17 protein-coding genes are annotated in these 22,201 nt (G+C 41.5%); 10 read left to right on the plus strand and 7 right to left on the minus strand.

Features of this window, described 5'->3' with window-relative positions:
• The first annotated feature begins 402 nt into the window (after positions 1-402).
• Positions 403-2,193 (plus strand): ShlB/FhaC/HecB family hemolysin secretion/activation protein, encoded by a 1,791-nt coding sequence (locus I8751_RS00075; RefSeq protein WP_214437135.1) that lies wholly within the window; start codon positions 403-405, stop codon positions 2,191-2,193.
• A 160-nt stretch (positions 2,194-2,353) separates the two neighbouring features.
• Here I8751_RS00075 and I8751_RS00080 read toward each other — a convergent pair whose 3' ends face one another.
• Positions 2,354-2,608, minus strand: a complete 255-nt coding sequence (locus I8751_RS00080; RefSeq protein WP_214437136.1) for a hypothetical protein — start codon at positions 2,606-2,608, stop codon at positions 2,354-2,356.
• 1,132 nt (positions 2,609-3,740) lie between these two features.
• Between I8751_RS00080 and I8751_RS00085 the strand changes: the two genes are divergently transcribed.
• The 3 genes from I8751_RS00085 to I8751_RS00095 all read left to right on the plus strand — a co-directional run bounded on the left by I8751_RS00085 (position 3,741) and on the right by I8751_RS00095 (position 7,733).
• Complete coding sequence (locus tag I8751_RS00085) at positions 3,741-6,386, plus strand: EAL domain-containing protein (protein ID WP_214437137.1); 2,646 nt, start codon at positions 3,741-3,743, stop codon at positions 6,384-6,386.
• A gap of 140 nt (positions 6,387-6,526) precedes the next feature.
• The gene (locus I8751_RS00090; RefSeq protein WP_214437138.1) at positions 6,527-6,985 is read left to right on the plus strand and encodes a MarR family winged helix-turn-helix transcriptional regulator; all 459 of its coding nucleotides are present in this window, start codon (positions 6,527-6,529) and stop codon (positions 6,983-6,985) included.
• A 532-nt stretch (positions 6,986-7,517) separates the two neighbouring features.
• Positions 7,518-7,733 (plus strand): hypothetical protein, encoded by a 216-nt coding sequence (locus I8751_RS00095; protein WP_214437139.1) that lies wholly within the window; start codon positions 7,518-7,520, stop codon positions 7,731-7,733.
• Between the two features lie 72 nt (positions 7,734-7,805).
• Here I8751_RS00095 and ribD read toward each other — a convergent pair whose 3' ends face one another.
• The 4 genes from ribD to I8751_RS00115 form a co-directional block, all read right to left on the minus strand.
• A complete protein-coding gene (ribD, locus tag I8751_RS00100; protein WP_214437140.1) occupies positions 7,806-9,014 on the minus strand; it encodes a bifunctional diaminohydroxyphosphoribosylaminopyrimidine deaminase/5-amino-6-(5-phosphoribosylamino)uracil reductase RibD in 1,209 nt (402 codons plus the stop codon).
• Positions 9,015-9,394: 380 nt separating this feature from the next.
• The gene (gene mreD / locus I8751_RS00105) at positions 9,395-10,009 is read right to left on the minus strand and encodes a rod shape-determining protein MreD (protein WP_214437141.1); all 615 of its coding nucleotides are present in this window, start codon (positions 10,007-10,009) and stop codon (positions 9,395-9,397) included.
• A gap of 23 nt (positions 10,010-10,032) precedes the next feature.
• Positions 10,033-10,842 carry a rod shape-determining protein MreC gene (gene mreC / locus I8751_RS00110; RefSeq protein ID WP_214437142.1) on the minus strand — a complete coding sequence of 270 codons (810 nt, stop codon included), beginning with the start codon at positions 10,840-10,842 and terminating at the stop codon, positions 10,033-10,035.
• A 94-nt stretch (positions 10,843-10,936) separates the two neighbouring features.
• Entirely contained in the window at positions 10,937-11,944 is a 1,008-nt protein-coding gene (locus I8751_RS00115; protein ID WP_214437143.1) for a rod shape-determining protein, read from the minus strand.
• A 367-nt stretch (positions 11,945-12,311) separates the two neighbouring features.
• Here I8751_RS00115 and I8751_RS00120 point away from each other — a divergent pair, with 367 nt between their 5' ends.
• Positions 12,312-12,674, plus strand: coding sequence for a single-stranded DNA-binding protein (locus I8751_RS00120; RefSeq protein WP_214437144.1), 363 nt, complete (start codon positions 12,312-12,314; stop codon positions 12,672-12,674).
• 139 nt (positions 12,675-12,813) lie between these two features.
• On the opposite strand, the gene I8751_RS00125 is transcribed toward I8751_RS00120, so the two are convergent.
• Complete coding sequence (locus I8751_RS00125) at positions 12,814-13,560, minus strand: SIMPL domain-containing protein (RefSeq protein WP_214437145.1); 747 nt, start codon at positions 13,558-13,560, stop codon at positions 12,814-12,816.
• A 238-nt stretch (positions 13,561-13,798) separates the two neighbouring features.
• On the opposite strand from I8751_RS00125, the gene I8751_RS00130 reads away from it, so the two are divergent.
• The 5 genes from I8751_RS00130 to murI all read left to right on the plus strand — a co-directional run bounded on the left by I8751_RS00130 (position 13,799) and on the right by murI (position 21,877).
• The gene (locus tag I8751_RS00130; protein ID WP_214437146.1) at positions 13,799-14,212 is read left to right on the plus strand and encodes an EVE domain-containing protein; all 414 of its coding nucleotides are present in this window, start codon (positions 13,799-13,801) and stop codon (positions 14,210-14,212) included.
• Positions 14,213-14,299: 87 nt separating this feature from the next.
• The gene (locus I8751_RS00135; protein ID WP_214437147.1) at positions 14,300-15,778 is read left to right on the plus strand and encodes a cation:proton antiporter; all 1,479 of its coding nucleotides are present in this window, start codon (positions 14,300-14,302) and stop codon (positions 15,776-15,778) included.
• Positions 15,779-16,465: 687 nt separating this feature from the next.
• Positions 16,466-18,343: an N-acetylmuramoyl-L-alanine amidase gene (locus I8751_RS00140; protein ID WP_214437148.1), complete on the plus strand. Its 1,878-nt coding sequence runs from the start codon at positions 16,466-16,468 to the stop codon at positions 18,341-18,343.
• 592 nt (positions 18,344-18,935) lie between these two features.
• Entirely contained in the window at positions 18,936-20,861 is a 1,926-nt protein-coding gene (locus I8751_RS00145) for an N-acetylmuramoyl-L-alanine amidase (protein ID WP_214437149.1), read from the plus strand.
• A 149-nt stretch (positions 20,862-21,010) separates the two neighbouring features.
• Positions 21,011-21,877, plus strand: coding sequence for a glutamate racemase (gene murI, locus I8751_RS00150; RefSeq protein ID WP_214437150.1), 867 nt, complete (start codon positions 21,011-21,013; stop codon positions 21,875-21,877).
• Positions 21,878-21,918: 41 nt separating this feature from the next.
• Here murI and I8751_RS00155 read toward each other — a convergent pair whose 3' ends face one another.
• Entirely contained in the window at positions 21,919-22,116 is a 198-nt protein-coding gene (locus I8751_RS00155; protein ID WP_214437151.1) for a hypothetical protein, read from the minus strand.
• Positions 22,117-22,201 lie beyond the last annotated feature (85 nt).

The following is a 22,201-nucleotide window of genomic DNA, read 5'->3' on the forward strand; positions in this document are numbered from 1 at the left end:
GTGCCCTCTGACTAACGAGGCGACATCCTCAATCGATTAATCTACCTAATGGATGAGTTATTGATCTGGCTGGAGTCCGGGCTAATACTTTTATTATTAAATAATTCATCAGTGCGTTAGCGTAGCTTACCGTAGGTATCGCCTCCATCTGCAAATTATTTGGGTCGATCAAAGCTCTTATGTATCTGAATATTGATACTCAGATTCACTTGTGGGTTTTTATCTAAATCTGCTAAATTCTTGACGTTTTCTCTTTTTTGCCTTTACAAAAACAAGCTGATTTGGTTTTTATATAGGTATTTGCCAAAGATATTAACTTTACGGGCAAAAGATAAAGTAATATTTACATCTGAAAGTGTTCCCGTATATCCCTTAATTTTTGGCAAAAACCGATCCAGTGCCATGCTCGATAAATACTCTCATAACTTTGCAGTGCGCTATTTACCGCTGAGTATATTTGTGTTGCTTAGCGGCTTGATTACTAGGCCTTTAAAAGCCCAAGCTATTGATACTACACAATTACCTAATAGCAGTTTCATATTGTCGCAGCAACTTCCACCACCGCAAGATGTCCAACCACCTGTGCCTTCTCCTTTACCATCGCCTCAACTGCCACAGCAGCTCCCCCCACCAGCAGAACTACTTCCACCCTCTACGCCATCTACCACACCTGAGCAGCCATTACCTGAAAAAATTCCTCAGACTATCACTGTAGAAAAGTTTGAAGTCATTGGTAGTACAGTATTCAGTCCTGAAGAGTTAGCCCAAGTCACTGCTGAATTTACCAAAAAACCTATTTCTCTAGCTGAAGTTTTTCAAGCTCGTTCTAAAATTACCGATTTATATATCCAAAAAGGCTACATTACTTCTGGCGCTTATATTCCACCTCAAACAATTAAGTCTGGTGTAATTAAAATTCAAGTGGTTGAAGGTAAGTTAGAAGATATCCAGATAACTGGTACTGCGCGACTCAACTCCAATTATGTACGCAGCCGCCTCGCTATAGCTACATCAGCACCGCTGAATCGGGAACGGTTGCTAGAGGCACTGCAACTATTACAACTCAATCCTTTAATTCAAAATTTGTCTGCTGAATTGTCAGCAGGATCGCGTCCAGGCGAGAGTGTCCTACAAGTCGAGATCAAAGAGGCACAATCCTTCAGTACTCAAATAGTTTTGGATAATGGGCGATCGCCTAGTGTGGGTAGCTTTCGTCGCCGATTACAAGTCAATGAAGCCAACTTACTAGGACTGGGAGATGGTTTAAGTCTAGCTTACACTAATACTGATGGTAGCAATGCCTTTGATGCTAGCTATACGTTGCCTCTAAATCCTTATAATGGGACACTTTCTTTTAACTTTGGCACTGCATCAAGCAATGTCATCGAAGAGCCTTTCAACTTCCTAGATATCCAATCTTCTTCTCGCTACTACGAACTGACATTTCGCCAGCCAGTAATCCAAACTCCCACGCAGGAATTTGCTCTAGGTATAACAGCTTCTCGGCGTGAGAGTCAAGTATCTTCTCTACCTTCCCTAGAAATTTCTCCTAATGAAATTTCACCTGGAGCTGATGCAGAAGGGCGCACACGTATATCTGCGTTGCGCTTTTTTCAGGAGTGGACATCTCGTAATAGTCGCGAAGTGGTTGCTCTGCGTTCTCAATTTAATCTAGGCGTAGGTGCTTTTGATGCCACGATTAACTCCGAAACTCCTGATAGCCGCTTTTTCGCGTGGCAAGGGCAAGCACAATGGGCGCGTCTTTTAGCTCCTGAAACCTTACTGTTACTTCGTGCAAATACACAACTGGCATCTAGAGCGCTTTTACCTTTAGAGCAGTTTGGCATAGGTGGACTAGACAGTGTTAGAGGCTATCGTCAAGATTTATTGCTGGCGGATAATGGTACTTTTGCTTCTGCTGAAGTTCAAATACCAATTCTCCGTTTACCCCAAATAGATAGTACGTTGCAAATCGCTCCTTTTATTGATTTCGGCATTGCTTGGAATAACTCAAGTAGAGATAATCTCGACCCAAATACCCTTGCTTCTGTGGGCTTCGGCTTACGTTGGTTACAAGGCGATCGCTTCAGCGCTCGTCTAGACTGGGGCATTCCTTTGATATCTGTTCAATCAGAGGGAAGAACGTGGCAAGAAGATGGGTTGTACTTTTCCATACTTTATAATCCATTCTGAAGTCTAAAAATTTGCTTATTGGCTAATTACGCATTTGCCATAACTGACATAATTCATAAAATACAAACAAAAAAGCGGAAAAGTATTTCTGATTACTCTTCCGAATAGCTGACTAAGCTAGGAGCTTTGATTGACAGCTTTTTATGTCGGTTAATTAATACTAATAGCCATGTTTAGAGTACCTTCCGCCGCCAGACCAGCCGCCACCAGACCAGCCGCCGCCAGACCAGCCACCACCAGACCAGCTACCACCAGACCAGCCACCACCAGACCAGCTACCACCAGACCAGCCACTAAAAAAACCACCCTCGATAGTTCCCATATCCTGAGTATTCAGTTCGCTGAGAAAATTTTCGGAATCGTGAAATAGCTCATAACCACTAGGATACAACTCAAAAATTTTGATGTCAGCCATTAGGCTTCCTCCTTTATTATCAAGCAAATCTTTTTCTAATCACAACTAAAAATTAGACTATGTATTGTCTAACTTTAATTTCGATATTTACAAATTCAATTTTAAAAATCTATGCCTTTAAATTGATTATTTAGACATAAATAATAGAATTCGGTCTAGATATTTTTTATATAGCCCTTGATTTATTAATAAATAAACGAGCAAAATTAAATTTTTAACATGCTAAGAGTTAATAGCAAAAATATCTCCAGATTAAAATTTTGTATCAATAAATAGTCCTACGTTGCAGACTACGAGTTAAAAACAAAAACTGGTATATCTTTGATGTATTATTATTTACTGATATTTGTCTTAATTTTAACATCTCTACACAATTAAAGAGTTAAGCATAATTACTTGAGTTATGTCTCATAAAAGTGATGATAAGTTTGCTATTCATCAAATGCACATCTCTAATAGCCAATAATCCATACTCTCTAGAATTATTGATAAAGCCAAGCATATTTAAATTCAAGGGAGTTTGATTATCATCTCAAAAGATCGCCCATACTCGTAATTATTATCTTTAGCTACTTTATATCCTAGTTCAGAAAAATCTGTAGTTATATAGTGTTTTTTATCACTTATTTCAGTAGTTACTATTACTTTATACAAATCATACTTTTAATTAAAAAATCTTGGCAACCAGTATTATTTCATCAGTACATTTACTAATGTATTTTTTATAAGTTTACATATTAATTAGTTTAATAAAACGTAGTTGGAGTTTCTGAGTGGTTTCTCTCTATTCCGGATAAAAATCCGCATTTTTACCATGTATCATATTAGAGAAAAGAATTTATTCTAGATATTTAAGAAAAAATTCAATTGGAGTATAGTGACCAAAAGTTCTATATTTTCTAACTTTGATCATGAGTAAAGGAGAAATCTCGGACTCCTATATTGCGAAATTGGTTGGTAAGTATATCCTTGCAGACACTTAATCTTGCTAAAAACAATGGTGTTCACACCTGTACATTGTATTTTATCTAAAAAAGCTCCTTTTTCAGAAAATGGGGACTAAAAGTTAAGGCTTGTTTGAGTAATACTTTTTGATGGCAGATCCAAAGTCATGAGAGTTTGAGGAAGAGTGATGGCAAGAAATGAGCAGGAAAAGATACGCCATCTATTGGTTGTCCAAGACTTACAAGGGCAACGAACTATCCCTCTTCAAGAGACTACTTATTCTCTTGGGCGGGATTCTAGGAACGCTATCGTTCTTCGTTCTCGGTCAGTATCAAGACAACATGCAATATTATTGCGGATATCTATTCCAGAAACTGATCAATATGGCTTTCAAATTATTGATGGCAATTTCAAGGGTAAAGGGAGTACTAATGGCTTATTTGTGAATGGCGCTAAATGCTTCTCTCATAACCTCAAACATGGAGATGTCATTGTATTTGGCGATAATCAAGCTAATGCTAAATATTATGCTATTTCTAACCTTTCAGAACAAGCATTTTCTGAATCTTGTGAGGCGGAAGACATAGTTGACTTTTTATCAGAACAAGCATATTCTGCAAATCCCTTTCAAACTCTAGTTTTTGATCGTAATTTTGAAGCCGCTAGCGAAACTGCTTTAGCCCGCCTAGCATCCTTCCCTGAACTCATTCCCAATGCAATTATCGAGACAGATTTACAAGGAACAGTAACTTACCTCAATCCTGCCGCAGCTCTTAAGTTTCCTGAAATCAGGAAAGATGCAAAGCAGCATCCTATGTTGATAGGACTAATAAGTGCGGTTAATAATCAAAAAATAAATCCTTTTATGCGGGAGGTAAAAGTTGGTCAAGAAGTTTTTGAGCAATCGGTGCATATTCTTCCTGAAAGTGACTTAATTAGAACTTTTATTGTTAGGGATATTACAGAGCAAAAGCAAGCCGAAGCCGAATTACAGCAACGCGATCGCTTGCTACAGGCAGTTGCGGAAGCTGCTAATTATTTATTAGTAGAAATGAATTACGAAACTGGCGTGGAAAAAGCTTTAGCTGTTTTGGGTGAAGCTGCTCAAGCCGATCGCGCCTATCTCTTCAAAAACCATCCTTATCCAGTGACGGGGGAAATGGCGTTGAGCCTACAGTTTAAATGGACACGCTCCCACCTTAAGCCTTCGAGCTACTATTGGCAAAACCAATCTTATCAGTCTCTAGAATTAGTACGTTGGTATAATGCCCTTTCTAATGGACAACCCATTAGTGGACTCACACGAGAATTTCCCTTAGCTGAACAAGAATTTCTCCTTCGAGAAAGTATTCAATCCCTACTTCTAGTACCCCTGCGACTAGATGACAAGTTTTGGGGATGTCTTGGTTTAGCAGACTGCTCACAGGAACGTTACTGGTCACGCCACGAAGAGTCCACACTTTTGACAATGGCAGCCAGTATCAGTGGCGCTCAGCAGCGCCAGCAAGTAGAAGAAATAATTCGTCACCAAGCCCTCCATGATTTACTGACTGGATTGCCAAATCGTCTATTATTTAATGAGTTACTGGCTAAAACTCTACCCAATGCGGTACGTAATCAAGAAAGTTTAGCCGTGATGTTCCTTGACCTGGATCGCTTCAAGGTGATAAATGACACTTTAGGACACACTTTGGGAGACCGATTGTTACAAAATGTCGCTCAAAGATTAAAAGATTCCCTCAGAAGTGGAGATACCGTTGCTCGTTGGGGAGGAGATGAATTTACTATCCTATTACCCCGCGTGAATTGCCTCGATGAAGTAACCCAGGTAGCTTGGAGAATCCTCCAGTCTTTAGAGAATGTCTTTCATCTTGATGGGCACGAACTTTATGTAAGTGGGAGTTTAGGCATTGCCCTACTAGATGAAAATAGTCCTGATGCCGAAACTCTAATTCAACACGCAGATTCTGCTTTGTATTATGCTAAAGATCAAGGAAGAAATAACTATCAGTACTACACCACAACTCTCAGTACTAAAACTCCTGAACTCCTAAATTTAGAAAAAAGCTTGCGCTATGCCCTTGAACGGGGAGAATTTATAGTATATTACCAGCCTCAAGTTAATATTGCTACGAGGCAAATTACTGGCATGGAAGCTCTGTTGCGCTGGCAACATCCTGAAATGGGATTAGTCGCACCCAATACTTTTATTCCTCTGGCTGAAGAAAGTGGATTAATTATTCCCATTGGTGAATGGGTGTTACGGACAGCCTGTATTCAGAATCGAGCTTGGCAACAAGCGGGATTACCTCCGATCACGATCGCTGTCAATCTTTCTCCCAAGCAGTTTCGTCAACCCAAACTTGCGGAAATTGTAGCCAAAATCTTACAAGAAACAGGTTTAGAATCGCACTTTTTAGAATTAGAAATTACAGAAACAACAGCTATTGAGGATTTGGAGTTTACCAAAACTGTATTGCTGGATTTAGAGAAGATGGGTATTCACCTCGCCATAGATGATTTTGGTACAGGTCATTCTTCCCTTTCGCGCCTACAACTGTTACCACTCCACAATCTCAAAATTGATCGCTCTTTTATCAAAGAATTGACAACGGATGTCAAAGTAGCTCATATTGTCACAGCGATCGTTACCTTGGCGAGAACCCTAGGGTTAAGACTGACTGCTGAAGGAGTAGAAAAGCAAGAGGAATTAGATTTTTTAAAATCTATTCACTGCGAGGATGTGCAAGGTTTCCTATTCTACAAACCGCTTTCTGCTGATAAAGCAACAGAGACACTCCAAAATGAATTAGTCAAGGGTGTTTTAAAGTAAATTGCTTTTGAGGAACAAAACAGCCCGATGATCATTTTCGTCTGGATTGTACAATTCTCTTGCTAACATTAATAAGCTTGCCCCCACCTGCGGATGATGTTATCTACGGGTAGTAATGTTTTTAGGAGAAAAACTATACCATGAAGCTCGGTAAAACCTCTCAAGGTACAACTTCCGAAGAATGTGCCGCCAAAGTAATGGATACAATCCCATTAGTGATGAGGTTTATCCGATCTAAAATGCGTGCCCATAATGCTGCTTTTCTATCTGTGCCTCAGTTGCGATCGCTAGCATTTATTAATCGCAATCCTGGTGCTTCATTATCTGACTTGGCAGAGCATTTAGGTGTCACCCCTGCCACAGCGTCAGCAACAATAGAACGGCTAGTACAACGTAACTTGGTACAACGCTTACATCATCCCCAAGAGCGACGGAGAATAGTCCTCAATCTTACTGACGAGGGTAAGTACCATCTTCAGCAATCCCTCGATCACACTCGCTCTCATATTACCGACTTACTTGAAGATCTAACAGTCGAAGAAATTTCCCAAATTGAACAAGGCTTAGCTCTGTTAAAAAATGTCTTCGAGCCAACTTAACTCTGTAAGTGAGGCAAATATAAATATTGACAAGCGTTTGAATTTATAATCAAAATATGTGATGCGATGAATTAGAGAAAAAAGCTTAACAATGTTTGAGAATAAATTGACCAAATCTTTAACTTCTCAAGCTTTATGATCGCGAGTTCGAGGCGATCGCACAATTCATCACAAATTGTTGCAATGACTGGACAAAAGTTCTTGGTGTTGTACCTCAAGTTCTTTACTAGTCTCTCAAATATAAAATGTTCGTAGTACTAAAGTCGTGATTTCCTGAGCAAAGCACCATTGTCGCTCAGATTTTGATATAATTTTTGACTGAATATAAACAGTATCAAAAACTACAAAAATAGCATTTAGTAATTTTTATTAACTTTTCAATATAGTTGTCCAATTCTTAATCTTCATAAAGTTATAAATCCTCATATTAAGTTTTTAATAATACTTGTCTCAGCTTGTACTTCAAGTCGCAAACTGCCGCCGGAATTGTGTAATCTGGGAAAAGCTAAGCTAATGATTAAATTGAGGTCTAATGACTCCTAAAATTCTGCGTCAGCTTTGGTCTGTGGTTGAAAACTCTCAAACCAAGACCCTCTTGCAGATGGACGATGCTAGCTTGGTGCAATGGTTGGTAAAACAAACCACAACCCAAGCATTATTAGATCCCCACGAAACCGATTTTCTCAGTGGTTACATTGAATCTCGATTAACTCTCATACGTGATATTGCTTATGATCGCCAGTATTAATAGTGAGCAGAACATTCACATGAGTCAATGATCAACAATTATTACTATTGACCACTGACAACTGACCACTGACTATTGGTTTCTTTGGGGTAAATAACCTTCAACTAAGCAATCAGAACCTACCACACGCCAACGAACGCGTTCTAAAGAAAGAGCTTCCGTCATACTAGTCAAACCTAAATCACCTACAGGCGTGGGAGCATGACTACCACCAATGATTTTAGGAGCAATAAAAGCCAGAATTTTTTGTACTGCCCCTTGAGCGATCGCACTGGCAGCTAACGTACCCCCACACTCCCACAACACGCTACAAAAACCCCGTTCATACAAGTGCGCCATTGCTGCCTCTGGTGTAAGGGATGTCAATTCCACTACTTCCACTCCTTGTGTCAGCAAAAACTTTTGAAAATCGGGTGAGCTTCCCAACTCTGTCAACACTAATGTAGGAACTTCCGCAGTTTCCCACAAACGGGCATCTTCAGGTAAGTTGAGATGACGACTCATCACCACCCGCAGGGGATTATGTGCCCCTACCTGATGGCTAGTTAAATAAGGATTATCTTGCCGTACTGTATTACCACCAACAATTATGGCATCGCAGGCTGCCCGTAGTTGATGAACTTCACTACGGGCATCTTGGTTTGTCACCCAAGCGCTATGACCGGAGGTAGTAGCAATTTTGCCATCTAAAGTCATGGCATATTTTAAAATACCCAAAGGTTGTTTATAGAGAATGCGATGAACAAAAGCTTCATTTAATCGCTGACAGGCTTCTGCTTCTACACCTACCAACACTTCTACCCCCGCCGCCCGTAAACGGGCAATGCCGCCACCAGCTACTAGGGGATTAGGGTCAACCATGCCTACCACCACCTTGGCGACACCAGCTGCTATTAACCCTTCTGAACAAGGGGGAGTACGTCCGTAATGATTACAGGGTTCTAGGCTGACATACACTGTAGCCCCACGGGCTAAATCACCTGCGGCTTTCAGGGCAAAAACTTCTGCATGAGGCTCACCTGCACGGGGATGAAACCCTTCCCCAACAATCTCACCATCTTTCACAACTACTGCTCCGACTAAGGGGTTGGGTGAAGTGCGTCCCAAGGCACGGCGGGCAAGTTCTAAACACCGCTGCATCATGCGGGAATCAAAGTCACTGCCTACCCTCTTTTTTGTTGGTGCATCAGATTCAACTGGCGATTGCACCAAGAGCTGATTTTCCTGAGTGTAATTTGGTAGAGATGCATCTGCTTGAGCAACCACTGGGAAGTTATCCATAATTTTGGGCAATACTGTAAATATTTTGCACGCGATGTCTGTCGACAAGAAGCAGAGCTTCTACGCGCTCTTATCGTGATAGTTAAACAGTAATATCCAGGCGCTATTGTTCATTCGTATTAACTCTAGCTTGAATCAATATTGCCAGGGCTTGCCCAAATTCCATAAAAATTTAGGAGTGAGGGTTCAAGGTATAAACTTTGAATCCTCACTCCTCACTCCTACCTAGATTTACCAAGGCTTGTCTCCTCAGGCTGATCTAGACTATCCACACTCCGCACTAGAAGAAAGGCTGAAGGATAAAAATTTATTTCTAATCCACAAATAAATCCGGGGGTTAGACTTCATCCTTGATATTGTAAATGTCAGCCTTTAGTTGACTATTGCTCTAATAATCTCATCTTTTGCCACCAACGATTCAAGGGATAATAAACTACAGGTGCCCAAAGACTACTGAGAATAGCAGAAGCTAGAGCCACTCGCTGGTAGTATGCCCAAATGTATTCTACTTGGCGATCGCCTATTAAACTCAATTGCAACCCGAAGATAGTTTCTGCCAAAATTGCCATTGCAAAGACAATTAAAGCAATAGAAATAAAATCTTCCTGGATAAAACGTTGCTTTTGAGTAAGGCCAGTCAAAAGTCCTGCCAGTCCTAGCGTTATGGCATGAGTCGGGTCAGGAGATGTCATAGCATCCTGAAGCATTCCCAGAACTATACCTGCTAGTAATCCTTCCAATACGCTACGCTTGACACTCCAAGCTACTACCCAAATTAAGAGCCAATTGGGGCCAATTCCCAGTAATTCCATACCAGGAAGGCGCGTTGGCAACAACATTAAACATAACAGCGCTGACCCAACCGTCACCATCCAATCGAGCAGCTGACGCATACCAGGATGCCAACGAGAAAGAGGCTTGTTGGGGATTTTGAATTTTCGCTTTGACGACTGTGGCTTTTTTTGACTGTTGCCACTAGATGAAGGCATCTTCATTGTTTTGAAAGATTTTTGAGAATCTAATTAAACTTTTGGACTTTCTGTTTTGGCGATTCTTGGTTTTCCATTTCTTGATTTGTAGGCTTTGGATATACAGCCACCCAATCTAGTGACCTGATTGGTGGGAAAAGGTCAACTTTTGCCACTGATGTCGGGAGTTTCTTCAAATCTAGGGACTTCACCCGTCCTACCGCCAAGCCTGCTGGAAATTTCTGACTATAAGTAGATGTTGAAACTAAATCTCCTACCCTGACATTAGGAACTTTTTCATAAAACTCCAATACAGCCTCCGCAGAAGAATCTCCACGCAAAACTCCCTTAGCTGAAGTGCGGCTAACGGTTACACCCACTTGGCTTTTAAGGTCACTAATTAATAGTACGCGGCTAGTATTAGGAGTTACACTCTCTACCAAACCAACTAATCCGCCATCAGCCTTGACTACAAAGCCTTCTTGAATACCCATATTTGAACCACGATTGATGGTAACTTGTTGCCACCAGTGGTCAGCACTGCGTCCCACTACTCGTCCTGGAATTGGGCGCGATGAGAGTGGTTGTTTCTCAATGTAGCCTAATAAGTCTTGTAGCTTTTGATTTTGACTTTCTAAATCGGCTATGCGTGTTTGCAACTCTAAAAATCGAGCATCTTTAAGACGTTCTTCTGGACTTGGCCCTGTCTGCAACATTTCTAATGGACGAGTCATCACTTGGTAAACTTCCATCAGCAGTTGCCCTTGGGTCTGTCGTAGTACCCAAGCACTACCTAATATGAGAGCTAGTAACCCAATTTGTAATCCTTTGCGATCCCACCAACGACGTAGAGTAACCATCTATACCTATTTATATAATTTCAGAAGATATTGGATTCTATTTATATAGAACCCAAATAATAGGCAAATAGAACCCAATATCTCATATTTTTTTCTACATATTGCGAGAACGCCAGCTAATAACTCGTTCTAGCTGTTTGAAGTTTTCTAACACACGACCTGTTCCTAGCACAACACAGCAGAGAGGATCAGCAGCAATGTGTGTGACAATCCCCGTCTCATGGCTAATTAGAGTATCTATACCTTTGAGTAAAGCACCACCACCAGCCAGCATAATGCCTCTGTCAATAATGTCAGATGCCAGCTCCGGAGGTGTGCGCTCTAATGTCCGCTTCACAGCTTCGATGATTACTGATAGCGGTTCCAACATACTTTCACGAATTTCCGGCCCTTTGATGGTAACAGTTCGTGGAAGACCAGAAAGCAGGTGTAAGCCTCGGACTTCCATCATGGCATCCCCATCATCATTAGTAGGGTAGGCAGAGCCAAGCCGAATCTTAATATCTTCCGCAGTACGTTCCCCAATTACCAAGTTATGAACTTTCTTCATGTACTGGATGATAGAATCTGTGAGTTCATCTCCCGCAACACGTACTGATTCACTTAACACAGTACCTTGGAGACTCAGTACCGCGACTTCTGTTGTACCCCCACCAATATCGATAATCATGTTACCAGTTGGTTCAATAACTGGTAGTCCTGCTCCAATTGCCGCTGCTACAGGTTCATCGATTAAACACACTTCTCTAGCCCCAGCTTGAGCTGCTGCATCCATCACAGCTCGTCTTTCTACCCCTGTGACACCACTGGGAATGCCAATGATAATTCGGGGTAAAACTAAAGATCTACCCTCATTTACACGATGGATAAAGCTTTTCAGCATCAATTCGGCTGTATCGAAGTCAGCAATTACACCATCGCGCAAGGGGCGGAGGGCAATCACATTGTCAGGTGTGCGACCAAGCATTTTTTTGGCTTCTTCTCCCACAGCCAGTGCTACCTTTTCGTTTTGATCGATAGCAACTACAGAAGGCTCTTGGAGTACAATACCTTTACCAGATACATAAACAAGGGTATTGGCTGTACCGAGGTCGATACCCATATCCCACGATGAGCGAAAGTTCCTAAAAAGACCCACGCGTCTCTACGCCCCTTATTTGCGATATTTTTTGATTACAACTATGAGAGTTAATTGTGCTGGATTTTATTACGTTTTTTATCCTGAGTCCAGCCAATTAGGCGGTTTTTTTCAACTTTTGGCAGTCCTTATCAGGTCTCAGGTTTCTACGTTTTAAATTTTCTTTGGCTACTTCAGTATATCCGTATAATTTTTCAGTTTCCCCAAATCATTTTCCACTTTTTGATACCAGATTAGATTGTTCAGTTTTTAACACATTTTCAATAGGTTCACAATTCGCTATGATAAAAAACAGAATACGCAAGTACACATGTACTAAAAGGTGGTTCACATGAGCATCAATATTGTCACTCTTGTTGGTCGTGTAGGCGGCGACCCAGATATTAAATATTTCGAGTCTGGTAGCGTTAAGTGTAGATTGACACTGGCAGTTAAGCGTAGATCCCGTAACAGCGATGAACCTGACTGGTTCACTTTAGAACTTTGGGATAAAACAGCAGAGGTAGCGGGTAATTATGTACGTAAAGGCAGTTTAATTGGAGTTAAAGGTTCTTTAAAGTTTGACACATGGAGCGATCGCCAAACAGGAGCCAACCGTTCTACGCCAGTAATTAGAGTAGACCAATTAGAGTTGTTAGGTTCCAAGCGGGATGCAGAAGGCGGTATGTCAGATATGTCTTCAGAACATTTTTAATTTGTCAGTTGTCAATAGTCAGTTGTTCGTTGTTTTTTTACTATTGCCCCCCTTAGATCTGACGCTCCTGCATCGCTACCGCTGGCTCACAACTGACAACTGACAACTGACTAATAACTACTGACTAATAACTACTGAACTAATAACTAATTTGCAGCGTCACCGATGCTTCTACTTGCTGTTCACCTCCAATTACAGGGGTGGAAGCATCTTGGTTAGCTAATTTCGCAGTTTCAGCACGGTATAATACAGGCGGTGGAGGTGGGCTAGCATTATCAATTTTAATACTTACTACCTCTTTGGGCTGAAAACCGAGGGCACTGAAAACGGCATCCGCTTGCTGTCGAGCGTCTTGGGTAGCTTCTTTAAGTGCTTGTTTTTGAGCAGCGGCGATCGCTTCATCAGTAGCGACAAAACTAATACCATTAATTTGCGTTGCACCTGCTTTCACGACTTCGTCTAATAATGTACCAGCTCTATCTGTGGCAACACGAAAACTTACGGTATTACTAGCTGCATATCCAGTAATTCGTTGCACATTATCTGTGTAGCTATAAACTGGGTTCAGGCGAATACCTGTAGTTTGTAATTTGTCTACATTCCGGCTTCTGAGTAGAGTTACTACAGCCGATGACCTGCGGGCTGCCTCTTGTTGTACTTCTTGTGCAGTTTTACCTTGAACCTCAACTCCTAAATTAACTTCCGACAGGGTTGTAGGAATTGCTTCCATACCCCGACCGCTAACGGTAAGAGTTCGCCACAATTTTTCTTTCTCTTGGGCTAGCCCAGGCTGGACAAAAATCACAAATAGCAGTATAGCTAACGGTAAAGTTTTCCAAAAATTCCCAACATGAAACTGAGAACCGGATAAAGCGGCTCGATACATAGGATTTACACTCCTTTTGAAAAGTATTTACAGATGCTTTTAATAAAACGTATCTAGCAATTATCAGTTAACTGTCAACTATTAATAGTCAACAGCTATCACGAGATTTACACAACTCAAAGGCAATTGATCGATACGATTTGTATGTTTTTACTTTGTCATTGCCATAATCAAAAGTTGCAATGGTTACATTTTTGGAAACTAAAAAAATTACACCAAAACTTGTGGAGATTTTGTAATGGCATATTGGCTATTGAAAACTGAGCCAGAAAATTATTCCTACTTTGATTTAGAACGAGATGGCAGTAAAGTTTGGGATGGAGTTAACAATGCCCTAGCTCTCAAACACATACGTACAATGCTTCCTGGAGATTGGGCATTGATTTATCATACAGGTAAAGAACGGCAGATTATGGGTGTAACAGAGATAGTCAATCAACCTTATGCTGATCCAGCATTAAATGAAATTAAACGGGTTGTTGTAGATGTGCGGGCAGTGCGAAGAGTTTCTCAACCTGTCACTTTAAGTCAAATCAAGCAATATGACAAATTTAGAGACTTTGACTTGCTAAGACTACCCAGACTTTCTGTAGTCCCAGTGTCTGAACTTTATTGGCAGTATTTACTTGAGTTGACAGATAGCACAAGTTAATTGGTGCTGTCAGCAGTGCTTATATGGTGATTTTATAGTTACTTTCAGAAAAGAGTAAAAATAAAGAGAAGGATTTTCACAGAAAAAATGCAGTTTTTAGGTTTAATTAACTTCTCTTTTCCTCTGCTGGCTAGCACAACAGAAGCCGCAGACAGTTCAATGGTAATAGAAGCAGTGCTACTGAGCTTAGTGGTAATTTACCTTGCTAGCAAAGTTGGCGGGGAGTTATCCAACCGAGTGGGTTTACCTCCTGTCTTAGGTGAACTTGTAGGTGGTGTGGTAGTTGGTACCTCTGTTTTACATTTGTTAGTGTTTCCAGAAGGTGGCACAGACAGTTCTAGTTCTATGATCATGACTTTCCTCCAAACCACTGCTGGTTTAACCCCTGAAGCAACTCCAGCAGTGTTTGAAGCGCAGTCGGAGGTCGTTTCTGTTTTAGCAGAATTGGGTGTGATTATCCTGCTGTTTGAAATTGGTTTGGAATCGAACTTAAAAGACCTAATGGCAGTCGGTGTGCAAGCCTTTGTGGTAGCAGTGGTAGGGGTGGTAGTACCCTTTAGTGCCGGTACTATAGGTTTGATGACTTTGTTTGGTATCGATGCTGTACCTGCAATTTTTGCTGGGGCGGCTTTGACTGCCACTAGTATTGGGATTACTTCCAAAGTGTTGACAGAATTGGGACGACTCAATTCTAAAGAAGGGCAGATTATTCTAGGGGCTGCCGTAATTGATGACGTATTAGGAATTATCGTTCTGGCTGTTGTTGCCAGTCTAGCTAAAGATGGCGCTGTAGATGTGGGTAAAGTCATTTATCTGATTATCAGCGCTAGTACCTTTCTTATTGGCGCGATCGTCCTAGGTAATATTTTCAATAAAACCTTTGTAGCGATCGCTAATAAACTTAAAACACGAGGTGAGTTGGTAATACCAGCATTCATTTTCGCCTTTGTGATGGCATATATTGCCGCTGTTATTCAGTTAGAAGCAATTTTGGGAGCTTTTGCCGCAGGATTAGTTTTAGAGGAAACTGATAAGCGCAAAGATTTGCAAAGGCAAATCTGTCCCATTGCCGATATGCTAGTGCCGATTTTCTTCGTAACTGTTGGAGCAAAAACCGATTTAGGAGTGTTGAATCCAGCAATTCCTAGTAACCAGGAAGGACTCATTATGGCAACTTTCCTGATTATCGTAGCTATTCTCGGTAAAGTGATCACAGGTTTCAGTGTGTTTGGCCAACCTGAAATCAACCGTTTAGCGATCGGTGTCGGGATGATTCCTAGGGGTGAAGTCGGCTTAGTGTTTGCTGGTGTCGGTGCTGCCAGTGGCGCTCTTTCTAAACCACTGGGGGCGGCAATTATCATGATGGTTATCTTAACCACCTTTTTAGCTCCTCCCCTGTTGCGTTTCGTATTTCCTGATCCAAAAACTCTGGCCGCAGACTCAGAGAAACTGATTTTAGATGGTGCTTCTGGAGCATCGATGGCAATAGAATCACCTCAGTTGATAGTGTCAGAATCAAATGATATTAGTAGTCAACAAGCTAAGCCAGATTCTTTGGAAAATTAATCAACATCTTGCTGTTCAAAGGGACTAGTGCCGCTACATGGAAGTCAAAAAGCTTTTATGCTCAGCTTTGTGGCTATTTTGGATGTAGCTTTATTTTTGCTGTGCTGCACTAGGATTTAGGGGTTGGGAACAGGGAAAATATTTCCCACAATCCAATACCCTATCCCTTTACTAGTCAATGGAAACTTCTATCCTTTAATTTCCGTCCCCTAAGTTAGTTTTTGTCTCATTCCTACTAGCATTCCGAATGTTATTTTTTTGCCAGTTATACCTCATCTTCTAGTCATAATTTCGACATTTTTTAGTAATTAGGAAGTAGTAACTGCAAGTTTTATTACATCATTTACAAGTAGTTAAATTTTTTCACATAGGATATCAATTGCCGACAATCAAACAAATCAACATTCATCTTTGGCTAAGTCAAGTATCATCACCTGAGGTTGACTGAATGCGGTTAATTTTAGCGATTTTTGTCGCATTTGATGCTGTTCAGACAGAATTTTTATGCCCTGATAATAAAACACAACTAGAGGGCATCGTAGAAATTTACGCAGTTAATTGCATTGTGATAACAGCATAGAAATCAAAAAAATATCAGATCTTTAAGATTAGGTGATGATGGTGTGACGATTTACCAATATGTTGAAATATTGACGGCCCCATGAACGTGAATTAGGAGAAAAGACTGTGAAATTACACTGGTTACTACCCAGTACTATTGGAACTATCTTCTTAGTATCATCGCCTGCTGTAGCAGCGAAACTAGAATCTTGGCGTTTTGATAGTAATCAAAACCGTCTAGAAATTAATACTTCCGGGGCTGTTCAACCTCAGGCACAACTTGTTTTCAACCCTACACGTTTAGTAATTGATTTACCAGGTACTATATTCGGGCGATCGCAGTTAACGCAACAGGTAGGCGGGGCGATTCGTAATATTCGTGTGGGACAGTTTGACCCGCAAACAACACGCATAGTTGTCGAACTTTCTCCTGGTTATACCCTTGACCCCAATCAAGTAAAATTTGTCGGCGTTACAGCCAGTCGTTGGACAGTACAATTACCAACCCCAAAAGCACAGCAAGCAGAGTCTCCTCCCAGAGATATTTACAATGTGGTCACTATTGACTCTGATACCAAACCGGAGTTCTCTAATAATGTTGTCAGTGCCGCACCAGGAACAACTCAAATTGAGAAATTACAAGTAACAGGGGACGGATTTTTTATCCGTACTAATGGCGGCAAGCCCCAAGTGAAAGTAAATCGAAGCAGCGATCGCGCTACTATTTTCATGGATATCTCTGGCGCAACTTTATCCTCACAGTTGGCGCAACGAAATGAAGTATCAATTAACAAATATGGTGTGAACAGCGTTGGATTTACCCAGTTGCGAACCCAACCATCTGCTGTTCGCATGACTTGGCGAGTAGACAAAAATAGCCCAGACTGGCGGGTAAGTCAAAGTAGTGCTAGTGGTTTAGTAGTTTTGCCCAGTCGTGTGGTCAGATTACCTAGCAATAATCAAAACGACTCACAAACAGATCAGCCAAAACTTCCCATTGTTTCCAACAGACCATCTGCTAACAACTCACCAGCAACTATTCAAGCTGTAGAATTGGCTAACAATGGTACACAATTACTTATTAGATCTAACCAACCTGTATCTGCTACCAGTGGGTGGGACAGATCCTCTGGTCTATTCCGTATTGCAATTACCAATGCTAACTTAGCTGCCAATGTTACAGGCCCTACTTTTAATGCCAATAGTCCTATTCTGCGGGTGCGTCTGCAAAAACAAGAACCCAACACTGTGATTGTCTTGGTACAACCAGCAGCAGGAGTACAAATTGGCCAACTAAATCAAATCAGCGACCAGCAGTTGGCTCTACAATTACAAGGTTCTCGTCGAGTTGCTGTTGCCCCTGGCACGCCTCCTTTACCTCCACTTCAAGGACAATTACCAGTTCCAACAGATAGAATCCAGCCAACCCAACCAACCCAGCCACAGCCTAGTCCAATTCCTAGAGGAAGAGTAGTAGTGATGATTGACCCAGGACACGGTGGCAAAGATCCAGGAGCAGTTGGTATTGGAGGAACGCGTGAAAAGGATATAATTCTGCCTATTAGCAAACGAATAGCACAAGTTTTGCAGCAAAATGGCGTGCAAGTAAAAATGACACGCGACTCCGATTATTTCGTCAGCTTACCGGGAAGAGTGAATTTAGCCGAAAAAGCTAACGCTGATGTATTTATTAGTATCCATGCTAACTCCCTTGGTCTTGGTCGTCCAGATGTTAGTGGTTTGGAAACGTATTATTACGACAGTGGTCTGAGCTTGGCTCGTGCCGTCCATAACAGTATTCTCCGAAGTGTGAATGTTAAAGATAGGGGAGTGCGGCGAGCCAGATTTTACGTGCTCAGAAAAAGCTCCATGCCCTCTATTCTCGTAGAAACAGGTTATTTAACTGGTCGAGAGGATATCGCTAAATTAAGAAGTTCAGCTTACCAAAATCAGATGGCAGATGCGATCGCTCGTGGTATTCTCCAGTACCTCAAACGAAAATAAGTAATTTTGGGATAGGAGATTTAGACAAAACCTCTACTGTTGACTACTTTTATCTAATTTAGTGACCTTGATAACAGTAATTACACTAGTATTCGTGACAGAAAGAGAATCTACAGTACTGACACGGATTAAAATCCATGCAATAGTAATAAATCTCATCTATAGCACTTGACAAAAACAGCCATGAATATTGGGAACAATATCGGTGTGTAGCTGTCACCAGCTTTACTACGAAATTTGACAGTAGTGGTAATTTTTTTAGCAGTGCATCAATTACAGCCAATCAAACACTTCAACACCAATCCCTGCTTGATCTTAAATGTGATTGACTGGGATTGACTGTGTATGGTTAATTTTGATTAGCTTTTGTTTGGTGTGATCTAAATGTCGTGTGGTCAGAATTTTTATGTGATCTACAGCATGGCAAAATTACAGGGGCGTGCTAAAATTTTACACCATTAGCTATGCCCCTAATACCAGTAAAAATTATTTTGCTGCATCAAAGCTAATGTTTGCTCGGTGACGGTGTGAGAATTTACCAATATGTGGAAATATTGACGGTTCCCATGAACTCGAATCAGGAGAAAAGACTGTGAAATTACACTGGTTATTACCCGGTACTATTGGAACTATCTTCTTACTATCGTCGACGGCAATGGCTGCGAAATTGGAATCTTGGCGTTTTGATAGTAATCAAAATCGTCTGGAAATTAATACTTCCGGGGCTGTTCAACCCCAGGCACAACTTGTTTTCAACCCTACACGTTTAGTAATTGATTTACCAGGCACTATATTCGGGCGGTCGCAGTTAACGCAACAAGTCGGTGGGGCAATTCGTAATATTCGTGTGGGACAGTTTGACCCGCAAACAACGCGCATAGTTGTCGAACTTTCTCCTGGTTATACCCTCGACCCCAACCAAGTAAAATTTGTCGGCATGAGCGCTAGCCGCTGGATGGTACAGTTACCAACCCCAAAACCTGAAGGTGTAGCTTCATCCCCAAAACTAGCATTGGGGGCAGAAGAACCATCTAATCCCTCAGAAAACCCTACAAGGGCATCTGCTCCAGCGCTGTCCCCCAGAAGTATTTACAATGTAGTGACAACTAAGCCAGTCACGCCAATTACTAACCAAGAAACAGTTGTCAAAACCGCAGCATCTGTAACTCAAGTTGAGAATTTACGAGTTACAGGCGATGGTTTTTTTGTTCGCACCAATGGTGGTAATCCTCAGATTCAGGTAAATCGCAGTGGGGACAAGAAGACAATTAATGTTGATATTTCTGGTGCATCTTTATCACCTAATCTAGAGCAACAGGATTTACCGATTAATCGTTACGGTGTTAGCCGTATTCAATTCACCCAACTGCAAAACAAACAACCAACTGTTCGCATGACACTACAGGTGGACAAAAATAGTCCAGACTGGCGAGCAAGCACGAGCAGTATAGGTGGGTTTGTGGTTCTACCCAATCGCACCACTGGCAGATTACCCAGAGATAATGACCTTAGTCCTACAGCATCTACTAGCGGCTCACCCACAACCATTCAGTCTGTGGAATTGGCTGGCAATAATGGTACGCAACTTCTGATTCGAGCCGACCAGCCATTATCTGCTAAAGGTGGTTGGGATAGATCTTCTGGTTTATACCGTATTGTTATTGATAATGCTAAGTTATCTCCTAGAGTTACAGGCCCCGCTTTTGATGCTACTAGTCCTATTCTGCGGGTGCGTCTGCAATCACAAGAACCTAATACAGTCATTATTTTTGTTCAACCAGCGGCGGGTGTACAAATTGGGGAACTTAACCAAGTCGGCGACCAATTACTGGCTCTGCAACTACAGCGTTCTCGTCAGATAACACCGCCAGTTGCTTTACCGCCTCTATTACCACCAAACCAAGCTCAACTAACAGACCCAAATATAGAAAATCCTCGCCCCATATCACAGCCAGCACCACGTTCTCCAGCTCCTAGAGGAAAATTGTTAGTAGTTATTGACCCAGGACATGGGGGTAAAGACCCAGGCGCTCCCGGTCTAGGTGGACTACTAGAAAAGGATGTAGTCTTGCCAATAGGCAAAAGAATCGCGTCTATTTTAGAGCAAAATGGTGTACAAGCAGTACTCACACGGGATTCTGACTATTTTGTAGAACTTCAGGGACGGGTAGACATTGCTGAGCGAGTGAATGCGACTTTGTTTGTTAGTGTCCACGCTAATTCGGTTGATGGTCGCCCTGATGTCAATGGCTTAGAAGTTTACTATTACGATAGTGGTTATGCTCTAGCTGAAGCAGTCCGCAGTAATATTCTTCAAAATATTGGTACTCTCAAAGACCGAGGAACGCGCAAAGCTAGATTCTACGTTCTAAGAAAAAGTTCTATGCCGTCGATTTTAGTAGAAACAGGTTATATGTCTGGTCGAGAAGATAATCCCCGCTTGGGAACACCCGAATACCAAAATCAGATGGCAGAGGCGATCGCTTATGGTATTCTCAATTACTTAAAGCAAAGATAAAAATACAACTAGAGTAAAGTTATAGTGCAAATTACTAATTAAAGAGGTGGTATTTAGACTGCTGTTGTATACAGAATTTTGTGGTCAGTTAACCAAATGTCTGCTAGATTCTGTATTTTAAATCCAACAACCTAAATTAATATCTGCCTGTGTATTCATCTTCCATCCTTGACGGTAATCTTTACGATTTCTCCGATAAAGAACCTCAACGTGCCCCAATCGGTGTTTTTGACAGTGGTGTGGGTGGGTTAACGGTATTGCGACAACTCTATCGGCAACTACCCAATGAATCAATTATCTACTTTGGAGATACAGCTAGACTTCCTTATGGCATTCGTTCACAAACAGAAATTTTACAGTTTGTGCGCGAAATTATCGTTTGGCTGCAACAGCAAGGCGTAAAAATGGTGATTATGGCTTGTAACACCAGCTCTGCCTTAGCACTAGAAATAGTGCGCGAGGAATTTAGCATCCCAATTTTGGGAGTTATCCTTCCAGGAGCAAGAGCAGCAGTGCAACAAGGAAAGCGTATTGGTGTGATTGCTACCCCAGCAACAGCAAAGAGTAATGCCTATCGACATGCCATTTTGGAAATTGATCCGAATGTCCAAGTTTGGCAAGTCGGTTGTCCTGAATTTGTACCATTGATTGAGCAGAATCGCATTCACGACCCCTACACTACCGAAGTCGCACGTTCTTATCTGGAGCCTTTACTACAGCAAGAAATTGACACCTTAGTCTACGGCTGTACCCATTATCCCCACCTTGCACCAGTACTGCGATCGCTTCTCCCTTCTCAAGTTAAACTAGTTGACCCAGCTGTTCATACTGTGACAGCTTGTGCCCAAGAACTTGAACTACTTGACTTAACCAATACTCATCCCCCACTACCAACTCGCTTCGTTGTCAGTGGTTGTCCACAACAATTTGCTCAGTCTGGAGTGCAATGGCTAGGTTGTACTCCAATGGTTGAAGTCGTGGACTTTACTGATGTCGTTGTCTCTCAACTTTATTGAGACTTTTCTAGTCAATAGTCAATGGGTAAGAACTCTTAAAACTATTGACTATTGACTACCTCAGTTACTTGTGATGTTACCGTGACATTTTGCGAATCATTTCCTTTAGTAGTCGTAGGAAAACTTCTAGGAGCAGATTTTCGTCCGGTTCGTTTTGCTAGCGCTAACAACAGATAAACTGCGAACAAATATCCAGCAGCTAGAATAAAAATCATCATAGGCATATTTCCGTAAATCATTGTTCTCCCAGCACTTTCTTCAAAAGAATATGAAATTTCATAAAATGAATAAAATCTCAGCCAACCAAGTACGTGCTTGATGGCT

The sequence above is a fragment of the Atlanticothrix silvestris CENA357 genome (assembly GCF_016056295.1).
GTDB lineage: Bacteria > Cyanobacteriota > Cyanobacteriia > Cyanobacteriales > Nostocaceae > Atlanticothrix > Atlanticothrix silvestris.